General features: G+C 56.2%; 10 protein-coding genes. All 10 read right to left on the bottom strand.

What is annotated here, in order from left to right; all coding sequences use genetic code 11:
- Positions 1-5: 5 nt before the first annotated feature.
- Positions 6-908, bottom strand: a complete 903-nt coding sequence (locus Q1K76_RS09085; RefSeq protein WP_087408737.1) for a PD40 domain-containing protein — start codon at positions 906-908, stop codon at positions 6-8.
- Positions 909-927: 19 nt separating this feature from the next.
- Positions 928-3,402, bottom strand: coding sequence for a phosphodiester glycosidase family protein (locus Q1K76_RS09080; RefSeq protein ID WP_300132733.1), 2,475 nt, complete (start codon positions 3,400-3,402; stop codon positions 928-930).
- Positions 3,403-3,426: 24 nt separating this feature from the next.
- Positions 3,427-5,886, bottom strand: a complete 2,460-nt coding sequence (locus tag Q1K76_RS09075) for a phosphodiester glycosidase family protein (RefSeq protein WP_300132731.1) — start codon at positions 5,884-5,886, stop codon at positions 3,427-3,429.
- A gap of 22 nt (positions 5,887-5,908) precedes the next feature.
- Positions 5,909-8,347 (bottom strand): phosphodiester glycosidase family protein, encoded by a 2,439-nt coding sequence (locus Q1K76_RS09070; RefSeq protein WP_300132728.1) that lies wholly within the window; start codon positions 8,345-8,347, stop codon positions 5,909-5,911.
- 238 nt (positions 8,348-8,585) lie between these two features.
- Positions 8,586-9,998, bottom strand: coding sequence for a hypothetical protein (locus Q1K76_RS09065; protein ID WP_300132725.1), 1,413 nt, complete (start codon positions 9,996-9,998; stop codon positions 8,586-8,588).
- A 103-nt stretch (positions 9,999-10,101) separates the two neighbouring features.
- Positions 10,102-12,876, bottom strand: a complete 2,775-nt coding sequence (locus Q1K76_RS09060) for a family 10 glycosylhydrolase (RefSeq protein ID WP_300132723.1) — start codon at positions 12,874-12,876, stop codon at positions 10,102-10,104.
- Positions 12,877-12,947: 71 nt separating this feature from the next.
- Positions 12,948-14,600 (bottom strand): PKD domain-containing protein, encoded by a 1,653-nt coding sequence (locus Q1K76_RS09055; protein ID WP_300132721.1) that lies wholly within the window; start codon positions 14,598-14,600, stop codon positions 12,948-12,950.
- A 17-nt stretch (positions 14,601-14,617) separates the two neighbouring features.
- Positions 14,618-15,448, bottom strand: a complete 831-nt coding sequence (locus Q1K76_RS09050; protein ID WP_258327144.1) for a hypothetical protein — start codon at positions 15,446-15,448, stop codon at positions 14,618-14,620.
- A 52-nt stretch (positions 15,449-15,500) separates the two neighbouring features.
- Entirely contained in the window at positions 15,501-17,177 is a 1,677-nt protein-coding gene (locus tag Q1K76_RS09045) for a SusD/RagB family nutrient-binding outer membrane lipoprotein (RefSeq protein ID WP_087408729.1), read from the bottom strand.
- Positions 17,178-17,190: 13 nt separating this feature from the next.
- Positions 17,191-20,268 (bottom strand): SusC/RagA family TonB-linked outer membrane protein, encoded by a 3,078-nt coding sequence (locus tag Q1K76_RS09040; RefSeq protein WP_300132719.1) that lies wholly within the window; start codon positions 20,266-20,268, stop codon positions 17,191-17,193.
- Between the last annotated feature and the right edge of the window lie 200 nt (positions 20,269-20,468).

Raw genomic sequence — 20,468 nt, 5'->3', positions numbered from 1 at the left:
CGTTTTTATTTCGTGATGTTTAATTCCAGCATAAAGAGTTTGCCTTCGGGGGTGTTGTACACGATTTTACCGGCAGCGGCCGAGGGGTTCATGCCCATCTCGTCGGGGGCGGTGAGGTTGTGTACCTGGCGGTTGTGGCGGTCGAGCAGCACGATTTGCGAGGCGGTGTACTGGTGGCCGTCGTCGGTGGTGCGGGCAGCGGCTACGAAATCGTTGCCGTACCAGGCGGGGGCTTCGAAGTCGCCCAGTTCGGCCAGTACCTTACCGTCGAGGTCGAGCACGACTACCCCTTTGCCGATGGCATAGGTGGCAATCTTGGTGCCGTCGGGCGAGAGGGTGGTCCACAAGTAGCTGCGCACCTGATTGCCGTAGGGGCGCAACACCCGCGAGGTTTTGCCGTCGCATACGACGATGGTACCCTCTTGAGCTACCGAGTAGACGTAGAGGCTGTTGATGCGGGCGCCTACGCTCTTGAACAGTTTGTTGCCGGCAAATACGGCCATGCCTCCGGCGATGGCGGCCGGGCGCTTCAGGTCGCGGGTGGGGGCTATGAGCTGGCGTTCGCTCTTCTGGTCGAGGTTATACTCCGAGAGCGAACGGAGCTTCTGTCCGCCCACCGTGCTTTGCTGCCGGTAGTAGATGGCCGAGCCGTCGGTGCTGAATACCGGGTCGAAACCGGCCCCGGCCGAGAAGCTCACCACCTGGCTGTTGCCGGTCGTGAAGTCGAGCACTTTTAGTCCGGTGTAGTCGGACGAGGTATAGGCCATTTTACTGCCGTCGGGACTGAGCACCGGGAAATAGGCGGCTCCTCCCTCGGGGGTTACCTCGGTGTGGCGGGTAACCGATACGTTTTGTGCCGAGAGCGTGGCAGCGCACGCCAACAGGGCTATGGTCAATTTCATTTTCATGGTGTATGATTTTTGGATTTTATTGTACGACAATTTTGTTGACAAAGTTCCCGTGGGGCGTCTGTACGGCGACGATGTAGACGTCGGGGGTCAACGAACCGGCATCGATGGTACCCGGTCGGTCGATGGTCTGTTCCAGCACGAGGGCACCGTTGCGGTCGTATATCCGCACGAGGCTTCCCGGTGCGATGGCTTCACCCTCGAGGCAGAAGGTGCCGTCGGTCACGGGGTTGGGATAGAGTGTGAGGTTGCGGTCGCCGGCTATCGCCTCGATACCGCTCACTACCCCGTTGTAGACGAGGCTGAACTCCTTGAGGTCAATCTTGTAGGCCTGTCCGCTGGTGGTCCCGGAGGTGTTGATGTAGAACTTGATGTAGTTCAGGGTGATGGGGAATCCGCCGCGATTGTTCTCGCCGGTGATTTGGACTGAGGGGATGGCAATGAGGTAGTCGCTGTTGGTCTCCAGGCCTTCGTATTCGAGGTATTGCTCCTTGTCACCGTTGGCCTTGCAGGCAATCTGTATCTTCGAGAGAGGTATCTCGCTGTGGATGAGCAGCCGTATGGTATCGGGGATGCTGTAGAGCGTGACGCTCTTGTCCATCTCGACGTAGGGCTGGCGGCCCGATTTGTAGGTGAATGCCAGCGTGCCGGCTCCGTTACCTGCCGGGGTGACCGTGGCGTCGGTGATGGCACTGATGGCCTTGGTGGTCCAGCCGGTGAAGTCGTCGGCCGGGATGCGGGGCGACTGCGGAATCTCTACGGTCACATCCATGGAGCCGCTAAAGTCGCCTATCGAACCGGTGATGCGGGTCTGCCCGTTCTGGAGTCCGGTGAGTACACCCCCTTCGATTTGGCAGACGGTGGGATCGTCGATGCTCCAGGTGAGCGAGGCCGGGTCGTAGGTGTAGGTATTCTCGCCGATGGTCGAGATGACCTCGATGGGATAGGGGTGAGCCTTGTCGGCCAGCACGGCGCTGTTCTTCATGGCTATTTCGGTAGCCTTGACGGTCACCTTGATTTCGCCCGTAGCGTTGCCCGAGGTGACGTGCAGGATGCCCGTAGTAGCCTGGGGCGCGGCATAGAAGCGTTTGCCGTCGTCCGAGACGGTTCCCAGCGAGGGGTCGCAACTGAGGGTGTAGTCGGCCACTTGCGTATCGACCAGCACGCCATACTGGTTATAACCCAGAATGGTAGGTTCGAAGCAGGCATAGGCCGGAATCTCGAGGTTGTAGTGGTCGAAAGCCAGGTGGGTGAGGTTTTCGTCGTCGGGGGCGTTGGTGAATATCATGAAGCCGTTCGATACCGGGCGCTCCTTGCCGTCGGCCGGATTGTTCACGAGGCTGCCCCGCAGCATCATCTGGGCCGAACCGCCGGCGTCCATATTGGCCACGTTCCAGGCCCCGGCCTGTTTCAGAATGTAGCACATGGTGGCGGTATTGCAACCTACCGAAGTGCTCGACTTGTAGTCGATGACGATGAGGTAGAGCGTCTTGCCGTCTTGCGACATGCCTATGCCCGTGCGCGAGTAGGTCTGCGAGTTGTAGGTCTCGTTTTCATTTCGGGGGGTAAGCTGGCCCTCGCGCATCACCAGGGCGTTGCCGGTGAGCATCTGGCGGGCCATGGGTACCAGACTGTCGGTGCGGGTTTTGATGGAGGTGCTTATGGTCACCTGGTCGCCTACCTGGAGCTTGTTCAGGAAGTCGGCTCCCGTGCCTGCACCCGAGAGGGCATACTCGGCCCCTTCGAGCTGGGTGCCGCCCGTGCCCGGTACGATGCGGGTCACGACACACTTCACCTCTTTGTTGGAACCCCAGGTCTCGCCTTCGACAGGTTCGACGATGACATCGACGCCGTCGATGTAGCTTTCGGTCTCACCCGTAAAGTGGTTGTAGAGCACAATTTCGTTTTCGTTGCGGATGCGGTTAATCTCGGCGATGGCAAAGCTCTCGTTGGCGGCGTTGGTCACCCGGGCTTCGAAATAGATGTCGTCGATCCACATCTTCTTCTCCTCGTCGAGCATCACGAACGCAATCTCTTGCAGCCGCTCGATGCCTTCGCCGCGGTTGGCGCGGTTCCAGTTGTTGGGCTCGGTGGCAAACTCTCCGTTCACCATACAACCGCTGTGCGGCTGGCCCAGGAGGTCGTCCATGCCCTGTCCCGAGACAATCCAGAAGTTGCCGTTTACCGACCCGATGGTACGGTGCCCCGGCGTGGAGAGGCGTGTGTAGGCCTGGGTCATGGCCTCGGTCGTACCGGCATGGTCTTTGCCGATGAAGGTATTTACGTCGTTGTAGGGATTGTTGAGGTCGATGGTGAGGGTGTAGACGTCGAGGGGATACTCGGGCATGTGCATGCGCACATACTGCACACCCGGGCCCACCGAACGGCACTCGAGCGTATCGACCTGTTTCGCTACACCGGCGATGTTGATGGTGGCGTTTGCACCGGCTCCGCAGAAGAGCGACAAAGCGCCTATCAGGATTACTTTTTTCATAACAGTTCAGATTGTTTAAGCAGGTTATTTTACTATCAGTTTGGCGGTGTCGACCTGCTGGTCACGAACGATTTGCAGCAGGTAGTTGCCCGGTTGCAACCCGGCAACGGGCAGGGCCAGCGTACCGCTGTCGCAATGCCCGTAGTTGTGTACGGTGAGTAGCTTTCCGTTCAGGTCGTATACCCGAACCAGGACTTCGGTCGGTGTATCGATGTGCAGGAATACCTCCGATTGGCCGGCTCGGGCCGGATTGGGATAGACCCGCAGGGCTGCGGCGGTAGTGATGTCGTCGACACTCAGGGTAATGTGGTCGTAGACCAGGTCGAAGTTCTTGATGCGTATCTGGTACTTCTCGCCCGAAGTCTGCGACGAGGCGTCGAGGAAGAATTTGAGATACTGGAACTGCACGGGGTAGTTGCCCAGGTCTTCCTTGTCGTCGAGAAAATCGTTCATGGCTACCGTATAGGTGAAGTCTTCACCGGGGTTCACGGTAGGCCATTCCATGATTTGCGAGGTAGACATGAGGGCCCCGCTCATCGACATGGTAATCTTGGAGCAGCGGGTATTGCCTGTGTTGATGGTGATTTTGAAGGTGTCGGGCACACTGTACAGATTGAGGTTTTTGGCAATCTGTATGTAGGGTTGCCGTCCGCTTTTGTAGGTGTATTCGAGATTCGTTTCGCCATTGGCGGCGGGGACGAGCCGGGCATCGGTGATGGCCGAGATGCTGGTCACCTCCCAACCCGAGGTAAAGGCGTCGGCCGGCTGCGAGTGCGAGGTGGGAATCTCTACCTTCACCTTGAGCGAGCCGGTAAAGTCGTCGAGGTTGCCGGTGACGGTCGTCTCGCCGTTCTTGAGCCCCATCAGTACTCCGTCCGACAGGCTGCACACCGTGGGGTCGGCAACGCTCCACTGCGGAGTCGAGGGGTTGAGGGTGTAGGTCTTGTCGCCGATGGACGACGAGATTTCAATCGGGTACTCGCGGTAGCCGTCGAGGATGACCGAGTCGAGCCGCATGGCAAAATCGCTCTCCTGCAGAACTACATCCTTGGTGACCGATATGCCGTTGTAGGTAGCCGTGATGGTACCCTTGCCCGGCGTGCCGTAGGCCACGAAGGCATTGTGGTCGATATAGCCGATTTCGGGCGAACACGACAGGGTGTACTCCTGGAAGTCGGGGTCGACGATGAGGCCGTATTGGTTGTAGGCGGTTACCTGGGGCACAAAGCGGCAATAGACGGGCAGCGTGTAGTGCACCGGTTCAAATTCGAGGCGGGCCGGTACGCTGTCGACCGGCGCATTCGAAATGACCAGCACGCCGTTGCCCACGGCCCGCTCCTTGTTGTCGGAGGGGCGGTTGACAATCTGCTGGTTGATGACCATGGCCGACGAACCACCGCCGTCGAGGTTCACGGCATCGTTGGCTCCGACAGCCCGGAAGAGGTCGGCCAGCACGCTCATGGTGGCTCCGGCCGAATATCCGGCCCGGCGGCCGTCGACTACCATCAGGTAGACTTTGGTCTTGTCTTTCGAGATACCCATGCAGGTGCGCGGGTGCTCTTCGTCCCAAGCATCGACCAACTCGCCGTTTTTCATAATGATGTGGTCGCTGCCGCCCATCTGCTCCTTGATGTCGGTGAGCAGACCGGGAGTCGAGGCGAGGTCGGTCTTCAGGAATATCGATACCTCGTCGCCGGCCGAAAGGCCTTTGAGGAAGGTCTCGGCGCTACCTACGCCATAGAGTACGGCCCGTTGTTCGGGAATGGGCGATACGCCGGGATTGTCGAATATCGAGTCGACTACGCAGACGATTTCGCGGTTGGCCCCGAAGAAGAGTTCGCCGTCACGGGCACGCAGGATAGCCTTGGTGCCGCCGGTCGTGGCATGCGTCTCGGTGCCGTACGAATTGGTGTAGAGCAGCATGAAGTTGGCAGCTGTTTCGGGTTCCCACTCGAGGCGCTGCATGTTCACGGCGTGCAGCCGGTGGCTGTTGCCGCCTGAGCTGACGGTGCCGGAAAAGTTCACCCGGTCGATATAGGGTACCCGGTCGGGGGTGAGCACAAACGAGGCCCGCCCTACCGGGTTGGTCACACACTCGTTGCGACGGTATTGCCCGCTGCGGGGAATACCTATCTCGATGGGGTCGACATATTGGTAGAAGTCGCCGTTGGTAGCGGCCAGGACTTCGTGTCCCGGCCGCGTATTGCGGGCCGACATGCTCGAGGGAGTCTCTGTGGCCACTGCCTGGTCGCCGCTGAGACAGGTCTCTATATCGACGTAGGGGTTGGTGAGGTCGACCTCGACCACATGAAACTTCAGCGGGTAGGCTGGTACGTCGTAGAAGGCGTATTTCGTACCCGGGCCTATGTGGTGCGACTGTACGAGGGTATCGATCTGGTAGCTCGTCCCTCCTATGGTCAGACTCCAGCCCGGCAGAGCGATGGCCAGGGCTGCGGTCAGAAGCAGGCAGAGTCTCTTTTTCATAAGCGTGTCGTTTTGGATTCGGTTATCGGATAATCAGTTTTACCGTATCGGCCTGGTTGCCGCGACGGATGGTGAGCAGATAGGTGCCGCTGGCCAGATTGCCGGTAGGCAGAGCTATTTCGCCGGCCGGCATCAGACCCATCTCTACCCGGTTGAGCAGTTGGCCGCCCAGGTTGTAGAGCTCGCAGCTCACTTCGGCGCTCTCGGGAAGGGCGAAGTATACCTGTGCGTCGCCAGCCTTCACGGGGTTGGGATATACCCGCAGCAGCGAGGCCATCTCGGGATTCGATACGTTCACCGTGATGCCGTCGTAGATGAGCGAGAACTCCTTGAGCTTGAGGGCGTATTGGTTGCCGGCAGTCTGCGACGAACCGGTGATGAAGAGCTTCAAACTCTTGAAGATGACGGGGTAGTGCGACATGTCGCGGTAGTTTTCGAAATAGCCGTCCATGGGGATGGAGATGGCATAGTCGGTATTCTGGGGAATATCTTCAAACTCGGTGAGGGTCGAGGTCATCGAGGCATTCTCTTTCATCGTGAGCACCACTTTGTTTACCAGCGTTTCGCCCGTGTTGAGGATGATGCTCAAGCTGTCGGGGAGGCTGTACAGGGCAATATCCTTGGCCAGCTGCAGGTAGGGGGCGCGGCCCGAATTGAAGGTGTAGCGCAGTTCGGTACCTTCGGCTGTGGGGACGATGGCGATGTCTTTCAGAGCCGAGTTGGTGATTTCCCACGACGAGGCATCGGCAAAATTGTCGATGGGTATGTTGCGGTAGGCGGGTATCTGCACGGTCACGGCGAGGGTGTCGCGGAAATCGTCCTGTTGGCAGTAGACATAGGTCTTGCCGTTGGCCAACCCCTTCAGGTTACCGTTGGTTACGCTGCAGATGGCGGGGTCTTGTACCGTCCATTCGAAGGCTTCGGGAGCGATAATCATCGGCTCGTTGTTGACCAGCGAGGTCACCTCGATGGGGTATTCGTAGAGGCCGTCGTTGATGACCGAGTCGAGTCGGAGGGTGAGCCCTTCGGGTGCACCGATTACAATATCGACCGACGTTTCGGCGCCATTGTAGCTGGCATAGAGTTTGCCGCGGCCTTCGCCCGAGGCTACGAGGGTGGTATTGTCCTTGATATAGCCCAGCGACTCGTCGCAACGCAGGGTGACGCCGGTCACCTCGGTATTGATGAGGTAGCCATACTGGTTATATCCCATGAAGTGGGGGGTGAATACGCCATATTTGGGCAGTACGCAATACTCTTGTGTGCAGAGGATTTCGGCAATGTTGTTGTCGTCGGGAGCATTCGACACGACGAATATACCGTTGCTCACGGCCCGTTCGTGGCCGTCGCTGGGGCTGTTGACCAAGCCATACTGCTCGATGTACATACCGCTCGAACCGCCGCCGTCGAGGTTCATGCCGTCGGCTGCACCGGCCAGTTTGAGCATGTCGGCCATCTGTTTGGTGGTGGCCCCGTCGGAGTATCCGCTCTGGCGGCCGTCAACCACCAGCATATAGACTTTGCTGCGGTCGGCCGAGTAGCCGATCGAGGTTCTCGGGTGGAGTTCGGCCCAATCGGTATCGAGCACCTGGCCGTTGCCCAGAATCTTGCGGTCGCCGCCAATCATGCAGTTGATGTCGGGGTAGGTGCCGTCTTCGAGCTGGAGCAGCAGTTTCATCTCCAGTTCGTCGCCGGGTTGCAGGGTTTTGAGGAAATCGGCCGAAGCACCGTGTCCCGAGAGGACGGCTCCGTTTTCGGCAATCTCCATGTTACCGGCCGTACTGCCGGCTCCCGATACGACTATCTTCACGGCGCGGTTCAGCCCCCAGGTCTCGCCTTCGGCCAGACTCACGGGCACTTCGTAGCCGTAGGCGTTGGTGTGGGTATAGTGGCCTACATAGCGGTTGTAGAGTACCAACTGGTCGGTACCGCGCGAGCCGTTTACGCTATGGATGCCATAGGTGGCATTGTTGTAAGTAACCTGGCCGTAGAAGGTGACGAACGAGATGTAGCACTCGTCGTTGTGGGTAAATGCAGTTTGAGGACCCGACGATACGGGCACTTTGCCCAGTTGGCCTCCCGAGGCGAATCCGTGAACGGGAGTACCTATGGCACCCGAAGTGGCAAAGAAGTCGGCATTGGTGCCGGCAAAGTAGCGGCTGCCGGGCTGGCTTTTGCGGGCGGCCATGTTGGTGATGCCTTCGCAAGTGACAATCGAGTCGCGTCCCAGAACCGACTGGAACGATATGTAGGGGTTGGTAGCGTCTATTTCGAGATAGAAGGCCCGCATGTCTTTGGGCCCGGAGAAGTGTACATAGGTGTGATATGTGCCCGGGCCTACCTTGTAATGGGCCAGGGTATCGGCCGTGTAGGGACTACCGCCGATGGTTACCGTGCCTTTGGCGCTGAGCAGCAGAGGCAGCAGAGTAAATAGCAAGAGAAGGGTAAATATCTTTTTCATAAGGCAACCGAGTGAAGTGTAAGATTAAGATGCGATGTGAGCCGGCGATAAGTTTCGAACTGTCATGGTGGGCTTTCCCTTTTGTCGGCAGCTTATTTATCGGGGCGGAAATAAAAGGATTTAGAAAGTCTGTTTCGTATCGTAGTGGAAAGAGAAAGGGCGATATATATAAGAGATTTACATATACCGCCCTTCCCTTAAAAGTTATATTCTAAATGAGAGGTTTAGCACGAAGGGCTTATTTTACAACCACTTTCTGAACTTTTTGTACACCGTCAACAACGGCTTTTACTACGTAGATACCTTTCACGGCAGGAGCAGCCATCGACTCTACACCGTTGGCTTCCATAACTTTCTGACCGGCCAGGTTGTAAACCGTAGCGTCGGCAGCACCCGAGAATTGGATCATGTCGCCGTTTACGAATACTTTCACGTTGTCGGCAGCTACGCGGGCAACACCCGATTCGCTGTCTTCGTCGTAACCTTCGGGAGTCATTTTGTAAACAGCCGTACCGTTAGCTTCGGCATATACAGCGATGTAGGCTGCTTCGAGACCGTTACCGTCGGTTACTTTGGCGATACGAGGCAGGGCGGTACGAACGGCGTTCGAGTTGGCACCGATACCGTCGGCAGGAATCGTCCAGTAATAGGTTGCACCGGCAAACGTAGGACCTTCGCCCATTTCGATAATCTTCCAGGCTTGAGCCGGAGTTACTACGTTGTTCGAGATAACGTATGCACAGAAGGGTTTGTTGTTGAGAGTAAACTCGGCAACACCGTTGTTACCTACGTTTACGAGGGCACATTCCTCGGGAGCGTCATATACGCTTTCGATGAGCGAACCGCTCATGTCGTAGAGCGAAGCACCGCTGTTGAAACCGTCGAGGTAGAAGTAGTCGTTGTCAACGATAGCGATACGGGGACCTGTTCCGTTGTCGGCAGCCGATTCGGGAGCATATTTCTGGATTTCGATAACTTTGAAGGTGCAGCCGGCATAATCGCCCGTTTGCTCAATCAGTTGGCCGTCCTTGATGTCGCAACGGATAGCTACACTACCACTGCTGACGGGGAACATGACGATAGCGTCTTTCGTTACATCACCTTTTACAGCGAAGTAGTCAACGCGATAGCCATCGAGCAGACCTTGAGCGTTTTTGAGCTCCATTACCTTGGTGGGTTCGCCCGTTGCCATATCGATGGACCACAAGCCGATAGCCTCGCCACTCAGCGAAGTCGACATGTTGAACACGATTACGTGGCCGGCATCGTCAACCTGGATATCGTTGCACAGGAAGCCAGGCACTTTTTGCTCTTCCATGGGCGTCTTGTTGAACGTCGTGTCACCCGGAGCGTTGACAACCGTATCGACTTTGGTGTAAGCATAGCTTACTTTGAATTTTTCGGTATCGAACTTAACGTCTTTCTTGAAGTTACCCGTTTTCAGGTCATACACTTTGATGCCGGTGAAATCGCTTCTGTACGAATAGAGCACTTCGCCATTTCTTACCGTCATACCACGAGAGCGGTTACCACCTACCAATTCGTCCATGTTGTTGTTGGTAGCTACCGATTTCATCCACAGGTTCTCGATAGAATACCCATTCACCGGTTGATAAGTTGCAGGGTCTTGAGCAACCATCGGTGTTGCCATACATGCGGCAACGATCCCAAGTAATAATTTTTTCATGATAGATAAATTTAAATGAATAAATAATTTAAAAACTATATTGCATGAATCAATATATTTCAGTTGGTTATCGTATTAGTTTCAAAATCTCACGTTGCCCGTCGATGGTGACGATGAGGGCATATACCCCGCGGGGCAACAGGTCGAGTGCGATACGGTCGCCCTCGGCCACATTCTCCCGTTCGAATTGGGCGACAATCTGGCCCGACAGGTTGGCCACGTCGATAGCGATGCGTTGTGCCTGACGGCCCACAACGAGCGCCGCGCCGTTGCCCGAGATAACCTGGCATTTGCCTTCGCGCCGGGTGAGGTCAATGCCCGATGTGTTCTTATAGGTGAACGAGATGGTGTTGCAATATTCGGTTTCGCCGCCGGCATACTCCGAGCGAGCCCGCAGGTACCACACGCCGTCGGCCAGTCCTTCAAATTCGGTTTCGTAGACGAAGGCATCGACCGTCTGGCGCTTCACGTTGCGTACGGGCGAGAAGGTGTCGTCGGTATGCAGCTCGATGCGGAAGGTCTTGGCTGCCGGCTCTTCGGCCCAGCGCACTTGCAGGGTGGGCCCTTCGACCGTAGCTCCCTGGGTGGGGAAGAGGATGACGGGTACATCGGGTATTGCCTCTTCGGTAGTGAAGTAGGTCACGGGGCTGGTGTATTCGATGTCGCCGGCATAGGCCGTTACCCGGGCGTAGTATTTGGTGTTGCCTACCAATACTCCCTCGTTCAGCGTGGTGCTGTTGCTGCTGCTGCTGTACCGTTGGTCGAGCGTTACACCCATGGAGCGGAAGTCGTCGTAGGTGTTGATTTCGAGGCGGTATTCGGCAGCACCGGGATAGACGGTCCAGCTGATGGTGGGGGTTGTCGATACACTGGTGCTACCGCTCACGGGCGATTCGATTTCGAACGGTCCGCCGTTGAAGCTGTAGGTGGCCGACGTGGCGTCGGTGCAGTTGGCCTGACGGGTGCGAACTCGCCAGTAGTAGGTACCTTTCTCGAGGTCGGGGAGGTAGCTCGATGCAAACGAGTTGGTGGTTACCTCGCGCGAGAGGATAAGGTCGGCGAAGGCGTTGTCGCGGGCCACGTCGATGTAGTACGTGGCGTCGGCTACGCTGCTCCAGGTAAAGTCGAATGTGCCGATGGCCGACGCTCCGTCAGCCGGGCTGGTGAGCGATACGGCAGTGGCGTTGCCCACCGAGGCTCCCAGGAAGAGGGGGGCATATTCGTTGCCATAGCGGTCGACGATGGCCACGGCGTAGGTGTAGCCGGTGCGGCAGTCGGCAGGTATGGTGTAGCTGGTCTCGTAGGAGAGGCCCAGCAGGTAGCGGGCTTCGCGGCAGGCGGTAGCCTGGGAGGTACCTTCGGGCACGGCATAGATGGCGTAGCGCATGCCATTGACTCCGGTCCACGAGAGGGTGCCGTTGTTGTAGGCCATGTTGGAGACGAGACCGGGATTGGTCGTGGCCTTCCAACTGATGGCGGGCACGAGGGCGGGGTATTTGTAGACGTCGGAGCGCAAGAGCTCGAGCATGCCCGAGGTGTGGGTCACCTTGCGCATGTTGTAGAAGACGCTACCCGGGGCGCCGGTTTCGTCGAAGGTGCGGTTTACCTTGATTTGGTTCACCAGCTCCGAGCCTTTGAAAGCGGCGGTAGCCCCGTCGATGATATAGTTGTTCGCCCGGTTTTCTTGAGCGATAGTGCGTTCGATAGAGGAGAGCGATTGGGCAGGAACCCGTTCGCCGTTGAGCAGGAGTTGCCCGGCTTGAGCCGCGGTGCTGCGGTTGAGCGAAGGCATCTTGGCCGAGCTGAGGCTCGAGGCCGAATGGCTCGAATAGAAGTGGAGGCCGAACATGCGTACGATTTCGCTCCACCAGGCGGCAATCGTCGTGTAGTCGCTACTCGACCCGATGGTCCAGTAGATTTGCGGCGATATGTAGTCGATGGTACCTTCCTGAATCCAGGCCATGGGATCGCAGAAGATGTCGTTGTAGGCCCAGCCCGAACCGGCCGGGGTGGGGGTTACGCCGTATTTCTCGGCGATGGAGGCATCGGTGCACCACACGCCGGCGGGCGAGATGCCGAACCGCACGTAGGGTTTGGTCGATTGAATCATTTGGTATACCTGAGCAATGAGCTTGTTGACGTTTTGCCGACGCCAGTCGCCGCGCGAGAGGTTGTCGGGGTTCTGGGTCTGGTAGAGCTCGTTGTCCATGGCATCGGTCGTGCCCGACATGTAGAAGTAGTCGTCGAATACGACGCCGTCGATGTCGTAGTTTTCTACCACCTCCTCGATGATGGCGGTAATGTGGTCACGAACCTCTTGCATGGCGGGGTTGAGGATGGAGCCGCTACCCGAGTAGTCGAGCAGCCAGTCGGGGTGAGATTCGCGATAGTTGAGGGGAGTGCCGTCCCATTGGTTGAGCACGCTTTCGTAGCGGTAGGGGTTGAACCAGGCGTGAACCTCGATGCCGCGCTTGTGGCCTTCCTCGACGACAAACTCGAGAGGGTCGTATCCCGGGTCCATACCGCGGGTGGCCACCAGGTCGCTCGACCAGGGTTCGTAGGACGAACGATACATCGCGTCGCAACGGCCGCGCACCTGGAAGTAGACGGTGTTGCAGTTGGCCGCCTTCACCGAGTCGAGCAGCATGGTGAGCTCGTCTTTCTGCTTTTGTATCTGCTGGGTGTTACCGGTCTCGGTTATCAGGGTCGTTTGGGGCCAGGTGAGGCGCCATACGGTCGACAGCCAGAATGCACGCACCTCTTTCTTGGGCGCTTGTGCAAAAGTCGGGATAGCCATCCACAGGGCGAGGAGCACGATTGATATTTTGGCGATGTATTTCATTTAGCTATTGTTTTTTTATTGAATCCCGCCGGCCGGTGACGACCGGCGGGATGGGATTGTAGTCTATGTTTTCAGAACAGGTTCGACAGGTTGTCGTTCAGGGCAATGCCGTAGGGGCTTACACCCGATACGATGGTTTCGAGCTTTTTCGTGGCGGGGTTCCAGCGTTTGATACCCGAAGGCTCGGCGCTACCCTCGTCGGCACGCAGACCGAAGTAAACCGATCCGTCGCTGCTGTCGAGAACCATCTGGCATACGTCGACAAACTCGCCGGTGCTACCGTCGCTATCGGACTTGAAGCTGGCCACGAGGTATTTGTTGTCGGCTTTGGTGTTGGTCTTGGAGGCGTCGTTGGCGCTGATGTCGGCCATGGGCACGGCAAAGAGACCTTTGTCACGAATGATGGCGTAGAGTATCTGGTTGTTGGTGTCGATGACAAACGACTTCACGAACTCGTCGGGGAAGATGACGGCATAGGGAGGATTGCTGCCGCGGCTGATGTCGACGGTGCTGATGTCGCTGTCGGCAAAGCGGTAGATACCGCCACCGCCGTAGGTCTTGCCCCAGTACCAGAGGCCGTCGACCTTGGCGAAGCAGGCGTTCATGGCGCCATATTGCCAGGGGTTGCCGTAGTATTCGAGGCGGTTGTTCATCACGAAGTAATCGAACTTGGCGTCGCTGGTGTTGAGGGCGAGGTTGCGCTCGTTGACACCGATGCGGCGGATACCCGTGTTACGGTCGGCAAAGTAGAGCATCTCGCTGTCAATCCATCCGTAGAAGGGGTCGTTGAAAGCGGTGTTTCCTACGTTGGAGAGCACGGTTTCCATGCTGCTGCCATCCTTGGCTACGGCGGTGATTTTGCCGTCGCCGCGGTTATTCTCGGTATCGTTGATGTAGGTAAACTGAGTACCGCAGTCGAGTACGTAGAGAATGTCGTTGTGGAAGAGCAGGTTGAGGGGGTGAGCTCCCGATTTCACGCCCAGATCGAAAGGCGAGTTGCTGCTGCCCTCGGGCACGTTGTAGTCGAGCTTGTAGGCCATGATGTTACCGCTCTTGACGGCATAGTAGAGGGTCTTCGAAGCGTTGGGAGTACCCACCTGTACGTTGGCTTTCACGTCTTGCAGGGCGCGGCCGCCGAGCGTCGTCTTCAGGGTGATGGTTTGCGAACCGATGTTCTTGAAGGTGAGTCGGCCCGGATTTTCACCTACATACGTGTTGTCGGTGATTTCGGGGTGGTCGACCAGTGTAGTTCCTTCGGGCAGAATCCAGGTATATTCGGGTTGAGCCGAAGCAGCGGGGTTGCGCAGGGTTACCTCGAGGGTTACCTCTACATCGTTGATCACGCACACCGCGTCGTTCTCGGTCTTGGCGACGATGGTGGGTTTAATATCGTTGATGAGCAACGGGCGTGTGGTGAATTCTCCGCCCACGGTAAGTTTTACTTCATACTGTCCCGGCAGGTTGTAGGTGTGCGTGGGGTTGGGTTCGGTCGAGGTTTCGCCATCGCCGAACTCCCAAGTGCAGGCACCCGAGAGAGCCGAGGTATTGGTAAACTGTATCGTGGACCCTACCAGGTAGTCGAGTTCGTATCCTTCGTTGGTGACGCAGTAGGTAAAGGCTACATCGTCACTGGGATAAACATTGTAGGTGGGATCGTTTTCTACGCAGGCAGACAACGAGGCCAGCAAGACTACCGTCAAACCTATGTTTCTTAATGCTTTCATTGTTCTTTGCGTTTCTATTAGTTGACAGTAATGTTTTTAATATCGGTATTGCTCTTCACCCCTTTCGAGTCGGTCACTTGGAACCGGGCGGTGAGGGTGTAGGCACAGTTGTAGTTTACGCCATACTCCTTACCGTCGAAGAGCAGTTCGGGAGTGGTGAGACCGGCAACGATACCGTCGAGCGTAGCTTTGTTTTCGTCGGTGATGTTGTAGACGGTTTTACCTTCGGCATCGACCGATGTGGTGAAGAGAGCTTCATACTCCTCTTCGGTCATGCGCATGAACCCGTCGACCACAATCTTTTTCATGTTGCCATGATAGTCGGTGGCTATTTGCGTGGTGAGCGCGGCGCGGAAGTTGGTTTCGTACTCGCCGGGGAAGTAGGTCTGGAACAGGGTTTCGGTGAAATCGGTTCCGCCCACGTTGGCCCAGGTTACGCTGGCCCACGATGCCGATACGGGGAAGGTCGAGTCGAGTATGTAAGACGATTTGGCATCGTCCCACGATACGGTAGACGGGTCGAACTCCTTGACCAGGTGCGAGGCGACTACCTCGCTGCTCTCGGTCTCGGTGTAGGTGTAACTGATGTAGGGACAGGTAACGGCACGGGTGATGGTGCTGTTGACGCCATACCATACTTGGGCGCTCTCGACGGTGCTGCCGTCGGTGTAGTAATAGACTCTGAAGTCGAGTTCGCTACCGGCGTTGACGGCATCTTTCAGCTCCCAGTAGACATATGCGGTTTGTTGTCCCAGGTCTGCCCAATCGTTGATGGGGTCGTTGACTTCACACCCCGACAGTCCCACGATTGCCAGCAGCAGAGATGCTATTTTTACTTTATTTTTCATATCGAATGTCGTTATTTATGGAATACCTCAATTCTTTCTGTTTCTCTCTTGTTTATTGCCAAATCATGGGTTTGCGCAACCACTGGTAGTTCTTGTAGGCTCCCAGTCTTTCGAGTTCGGCCTTGTTGTATTTCTCCTCGGTCTCGGGGTCGTAGTTGATGCGGTTGATCCAGGCTTTGGGATCGTCGCCCCAGTGGGCCTCGTAGATGTTGTTGGGCCGTTTCAGTCCGGGATATACGTATACGTTGTCGTATTGGCGACCGTTCTCTTCGCAACTGTAGTTGTAGCGGCGCATGTCGGTCCACTGCTCGGGTTGCAGATAGAGGCATACGTACTTCTGGCGCATGATGTGGCCGATGTTGAACCCGTCGGCGGGGAAGTAGGTAGTGATGTATTTACCCGATCCGCTCTCGTTGCCCAGGTAGTTGTTGCGGTAGCGCGAGTAGCTGCTGCCATAAATCGACTCGAGGTTGAAGCGCTCGAAGTTGACCTCGGCGGCCTGCATGGTGAGGGTGCGGGCAGTGGGTTTGTCGCCGGCCCAGTAGGTAGCCTCGGCTTTGATGAGAAGCAACTCTTCTTCGAGGAAGAGGGGTACGTAGCCGGTGTTCTGGGTGTAGACCGAAACCTTCTTGCCATCGACTTCGGGGAAGAGATTGGGGTAGTTCTCTACCTTATACGAAACGTCCATACCGATGTTGGTGTCGAGGTAACGCATCTTGGTTCCTGTATCGGAGCTTTGAGCCGGGCCTTGGCGGGCGCTCATGAAGGCGAGGATACGGGGGTCTTCGGCCCAACCGTTCAGGTTGCTGTGCGAGTCGAATACACCCAGGATGTTCTCCATGAAGTAGGTGGTGGGGATAGCCGAGCCCAGCATGTTGCCACGGCCTTCCCAGCCGAGACCGCCTTGTTCGGCTTGGCTGAATGCCTCGCCCCAGGGGCTGTTCTGGGCACCGTTGCCACCGTCGAAGTGGTAGAGCACGTCTTCCCAGCCTTCGAGGGCCTTGTCTACGGTGGTGATAATCTCCTGGCAGGTAGCAGCGTTGTTGCTCCAGTTGGGCAGTTTGCGCAGCAGCAGGCGGGCCTTGAGGGCATATGCGTAGTGTTTCCACTTGTTCAGGTCACCGGCAAATACGCGGTCGATCGACGGGTCGATGGGGATGTTGGTGGCCGCTTCGGTATAAGCGGGGTTTTCGTACATGGCGATGAGATTGTCGATCTCCTGATACATCCAGTCGTAGATACTCTCTTGAGTATCGTATTTGGGGCTGTTCGACTCGTAGGCTTCGCTGCGGGGCATGTCGCCGAAGAGGTCGGTAGTCATCTGGGTAGACATGAGGCGCAGGGTGCGGGCCATCATTTCGAGGTTCCAGGCTTGCTCTGCGTGAGCACCGTCGATAATCTCTTTTGCATTGGCACCGATGTCGTAGAAGTGACGACGCCATTGCGGGTGGCGGTTCATGGTCAGGAAGTCGCCCCAGCCGGCTTTGTAGGCAAAGCTCGAGGTCTGGCTACGGCCGCCGGTCGTGAGGGTTTGTGAGAGGTAGGTGCCGTACTCGGCATGGTCGAATTGCAACTGAGCCGAGTAGAACAGGACGATGGGGAATACCTGTTCGGGCAACACTTCGTGAGCGGCGTCCTCGTTGATGTTTTCATACAGCCAGTCTTCGCAACTGGTTGTACCCATCAGGCCGATTAACAATGATAATATGATATATTTATATTTATTCATGGCTCCTTATGTGTTAGAATGTTGCGTTGATAGTGAAGTTGAAACTGCGCGTGGCCGGGATGGACATGTTGTCGATACCCATCGTACCGGTACCATAGGCTGCCGAAGTCGAGATTTGCGGATCGGAGCCCGAGTAGCGGGTCAACAGGAAGAGGTTGCGGCCGGTAATCGAGGCTCTGAGCCCCTTGATGTAGGGGTTGCCTTTCTTGAGGAACCGGGAGAAGTCGTATCCTACGGTTACGTAGCTCAGACGCAGGTAAGAACCATCTTCGATGAAGTTGGAGCTTACGCCGTAGAAGTAGGTGTTCAGGTTGGTCTGGTTCAGTACGATAGGCGTGGTGTTGGGTACGTAGGTGCCGTCGGGTTGAGCGACAACGCCTTTGACTACTACCTCGCGGTTACGATAGTTCTCGAGCGACTTGTGCATGCCGTTGGTGAAGAGCGAACGGGCCGTGCCGTTGTACACGTCGCCACCTACGCGGCCGTCGAGCAGGAACGATACGGTGAGGTCTTTCCAGCGGAAGGTACTGCTCAGACCGAGCAGGAAGTCGGGTTCACGGTTACCGATGTATACGCTCTTGGCCGGGTCGATGATGGGGTAGCCATCTTCGTCGACAAGCACCTGACCGTCGGGCGAACGCATGTAGTCCTTACCCGAAATACCGGTAGTAGAGCCGTGCAGGTAGGCGGTGGTGTATATATCGCTGAACTGGGTTCCTTGAATTTCGCTCACATCCTCGGGCAACGATTTTACGACACCGCGGTTCAAACCGAAGTTGAGGTTGGCGGTCCAGTCGAAGTCGCGGCTGCGCAAGATGTCCTGGCTCAACGTGGCTTCGATACCGTGGTTCTCGATACTACCTTCGTTGCGTACTTGCAGGATGGTACCCGATGCCGGCGACACGCGCACGGTAACAATCTGGTTGTCGACCATCGTCGAGTAGTAGGCTACGTCGAGTCGGGTGCGGCTGTCGAAGAATCGCAGGTCGGCACCGATTTCCCACGACTTGGTCATCTCGGGTTCGAGCGTGATGGCGTAGGACGAGGTGGGGTCGATACTGTAACCGCCGTCGGGGAAGGTAGAACCTTCGCGATAGGCTTTGGTAAACTTGTTGGGGGTAGCATCCTTACCTACTTGTGCCCAGTTACCGCGAATCTTACCGTAGCTGAACCAGTCGTTGCTCAGGTGGAAGAGTTCGCTGAAGATTAAACCGGCCGTAACCGAGGGGTAGAAGTAAGAGGATTTCTCGGCTTGCTTGAGGGTCGAGGATCCGTCGTAACGGGCTGTTCCGCTCAATTGGGCGATGCCTTTGTAGTCGAAGCGCAGTTCGCCGAAGTATCCGTATTTGTTTTTCTTCGAACGGAAGTAGTTGATGGGGTAGTCGCCCGTCTTCATCCAGTTCTCGGTGTTGGTGTTGTTGAAACTGTAATAGTCGCCTTCGAGTACAAACTCTTGACCCGAGAGGGTGGCTTCGTAGCTGTTGTTGACCATGATTTCGGCACCGGCCAGGATGCTCATGTTGAGGTCTTTGAAGAGGTCTACGTTGTAGGTAGCCAAACCTTGTACGGTGAGCAGTTCGCCACGGCTGGGCTCAAATCGGTAATAGCCGTATTTGTAGAGGTATTTCGAGATTACGTTCTCGTCGAGCTCGTCTTTGTCGAAACGGGGTTTTCCGTAGGAGTCGGAGGTGGTGTAGCCCTTGTCGTAGGCAATCTTACCGGTGAAGGTAAGGTCTTTGATGGGAGTCCATTCGATCGACCCGTTCAGAATCATACGCGACGATTGTGATTCGCCCCAGTCTTCGTAGCGGCCCCAGTAGGGACTCACGCCGGCGGTAATCTTGTCGGCATCGGTCAGGGCGTCCCAGTTGTCGTAGCGACCGCCGTCGGCCGTGCTGTAAATCGGTTTGCCCAGCGGGGTCTTGTAGTTGCGCATGTCGTTGTTGATAGGCCAGGTATATACGCTGCTCATGTTGTTACCAAAGGAGCGCGACTTGGTGTCGATGTAGTTCAACGAAGCGTTTATCTTGACCCACTTGGTGGGGGTGAAGGTGGCTTTGATCAAGGCACCCATGCGGTCGCGGTAGTCTTCGGGAGCCACACCGTCGGTCGAGGTGTAGTTGAACGAGGCGTAGGCCGTGAACTTGTCGGTACCGCCCGATGCGTTTACGTCGTATTTCTGGTAGAGGCCCGTGCCCAGGAAGTTGCCTACGTTGTCGTAGGTGCGTTCGCCGGGTTTCAGCATGGGACCCCAGCCACCGCTTACGCTGTTTTCCTTATAGAAACCGAGCGAGCCGGGTACATATTTCTGTTGGATTTTGGGTATCCGTACACTGTTGTCTATCTGTACGCTGGCGCTACCGTTTACGACAATTTGTCCGCTTTTACCGCTCTTGGTCGTAATCAGAATTACACCGTTGGCGGCCTCCGAACCGTAGAGGGCCGATGCGGCGGCACCCTTCAGCACGGTCATGTTTTCAATATCGTTGGGGTTGATGTCGCCGGCCGAGGTACCTCCACCACGCATGGGCATACCGTCGATGACGAACAGCGGCTCGTTGTTCTGCCCCGAGTTGATAGAGGAGATGGCACGAATGATAATCTGAGAGCTGGCGTTGGGCGAACCACCGCTGCCCGATACCGATACACCGGCAATCTTTCCTTGCAAGGAGTTGACGAAGTTGGCCGACTGTCCGGCGGTTACTTCATCGGCGTTCAGGCTTTGGACGGCGAAGTTCAACTTCTTTTTCTCTTCGCGGATACCCATGGCTGTTACCACTACCTCGTCCAGACGTTGGGAGGAGGAGCCTTGCAGCGTTACATTGATAACCGATTTTCCGTTGACTTGAACCGTTTGAGCCTGCATGCCCACATAGCTGACCGTGAGGCTTGCATTGTCGTTGACTTTAATAGAAAATTTCCCGTCTAAGTCGGTTGTCGTTCCTTGCGATGTGCCTTTGACATGGACCGATGCCCCGATGATGGGCAGCCCGTCTTCGGCCGACACAACGGTACCCGTTACGGTGCGTTGCTGAGCGAAACCTACCAGAGCAAATAGGGAAAATAACAGAAGTAGCACCTGTCTTCTCATAATACTGCTTGTTTGTTAATAATCAAGGTTAATAATACTCTCTTTATGTTGTAAAATTCATGGCCCGATCTTATATCCGCTTCGATTTAAATCAACATTTAAAACAATGGTAAAAGATTCGTTTCTTAAATTTTATTATTTTAAGGGTTTGTGTTTTATTTTTCGTGTTTTACTTGTACAAATATAGCGTTCTATTTTGA

Origin of the sequence: uncultured Barnesiella sp. (assembly GCF_946496565.1) — a bacterium.
In the GTDB taxonomy this organism is placed as follows: domain Bacteria; phylum Bacteroidota; class Bacteroidia; order Bacteroidales; family Barnesiellaceae; genus Barnesiella; species Barnesiella merdigallinarum.
The sequence above is the reverse complement of the archived record's forward strand: the minus strand, read 5'-3'. Positions and strand labels throughout refer to the sequence as shown.

Bases quoted from the DNA above. Each gene is read 5' to 3' on its own strand.
- Q1K76_RS09085 (WP_087408737.1), bottom strand. From the start codon at position 908: ATGAAAATGAAATTGACCATAGCCCTGTTGGCGTGCGCTGCCACGCTC.
- Q1K76_RS09080 (WP_300132733.1), bottom strand. From the start codon at position 3,402: ATGAAAAAAGTAATCCTGATAGGCGCTTTGTCGCTCTTCTGCGGAGCC.
- Q1K76_RS09075 (WP_300132731.1), bottom strand. From the start codon at position 5,886: ATGAAAAAGAGACTCTGCCTGCTTCTGACCGCAGCCCTGGCCATCGCT.
- Q1K76_RS09070 (WP_300132728.1), bottom strand. From the start codon at position 8,347: ATGAAAAAGATATTTACCCTTCTCTTGCTATTTACTCTGCTGCCTCTG.
- Q1K76_RS09065 (WP_300132725.1), bottom strand. From the start codon at position 9,998: ATGGCAACACCGATGGTTGCTCAAGACCCTGCAACTTATCAACCGGTG.
- Q1K76_RS09060 (WP_300132723.1), bottom strand. From the start codon at position 12,876: ATGAAATACATCGCCAAAATATCAATCGTGCTCCTCGCCCTGTGGATG.
- Q1K76_RS09055 (WP_300132721.1), bottom strand. From the start codon at position 14,600: ATGAAAGCATTAAGAAACATAGGTTTGACGGTAGTCTTGCTGGCCTCG.
- Q1K76_RS09050 (WP_258327144.1), bottom strand. From the start codon at position 15,448: ATGAAAAATAAAGTAAAAATAGCATCTCTGCTGCTGGCAATCGTGGGA.
- Q1K76_RS09045 (WP_087408729.1), bottom strand. From the start codon at position 17,177: ATGAATAAATATAAATATATCATATTATCATTGTTAATCGGCCTGATG.
- Q1K76_RS09040 (WP_300132719.1), bottom strand. From the start codon at position 20,268: ATGAGAAGACAGGTGCTACTTCTGTTATTTTCCCTATTTGCTCTGGTA.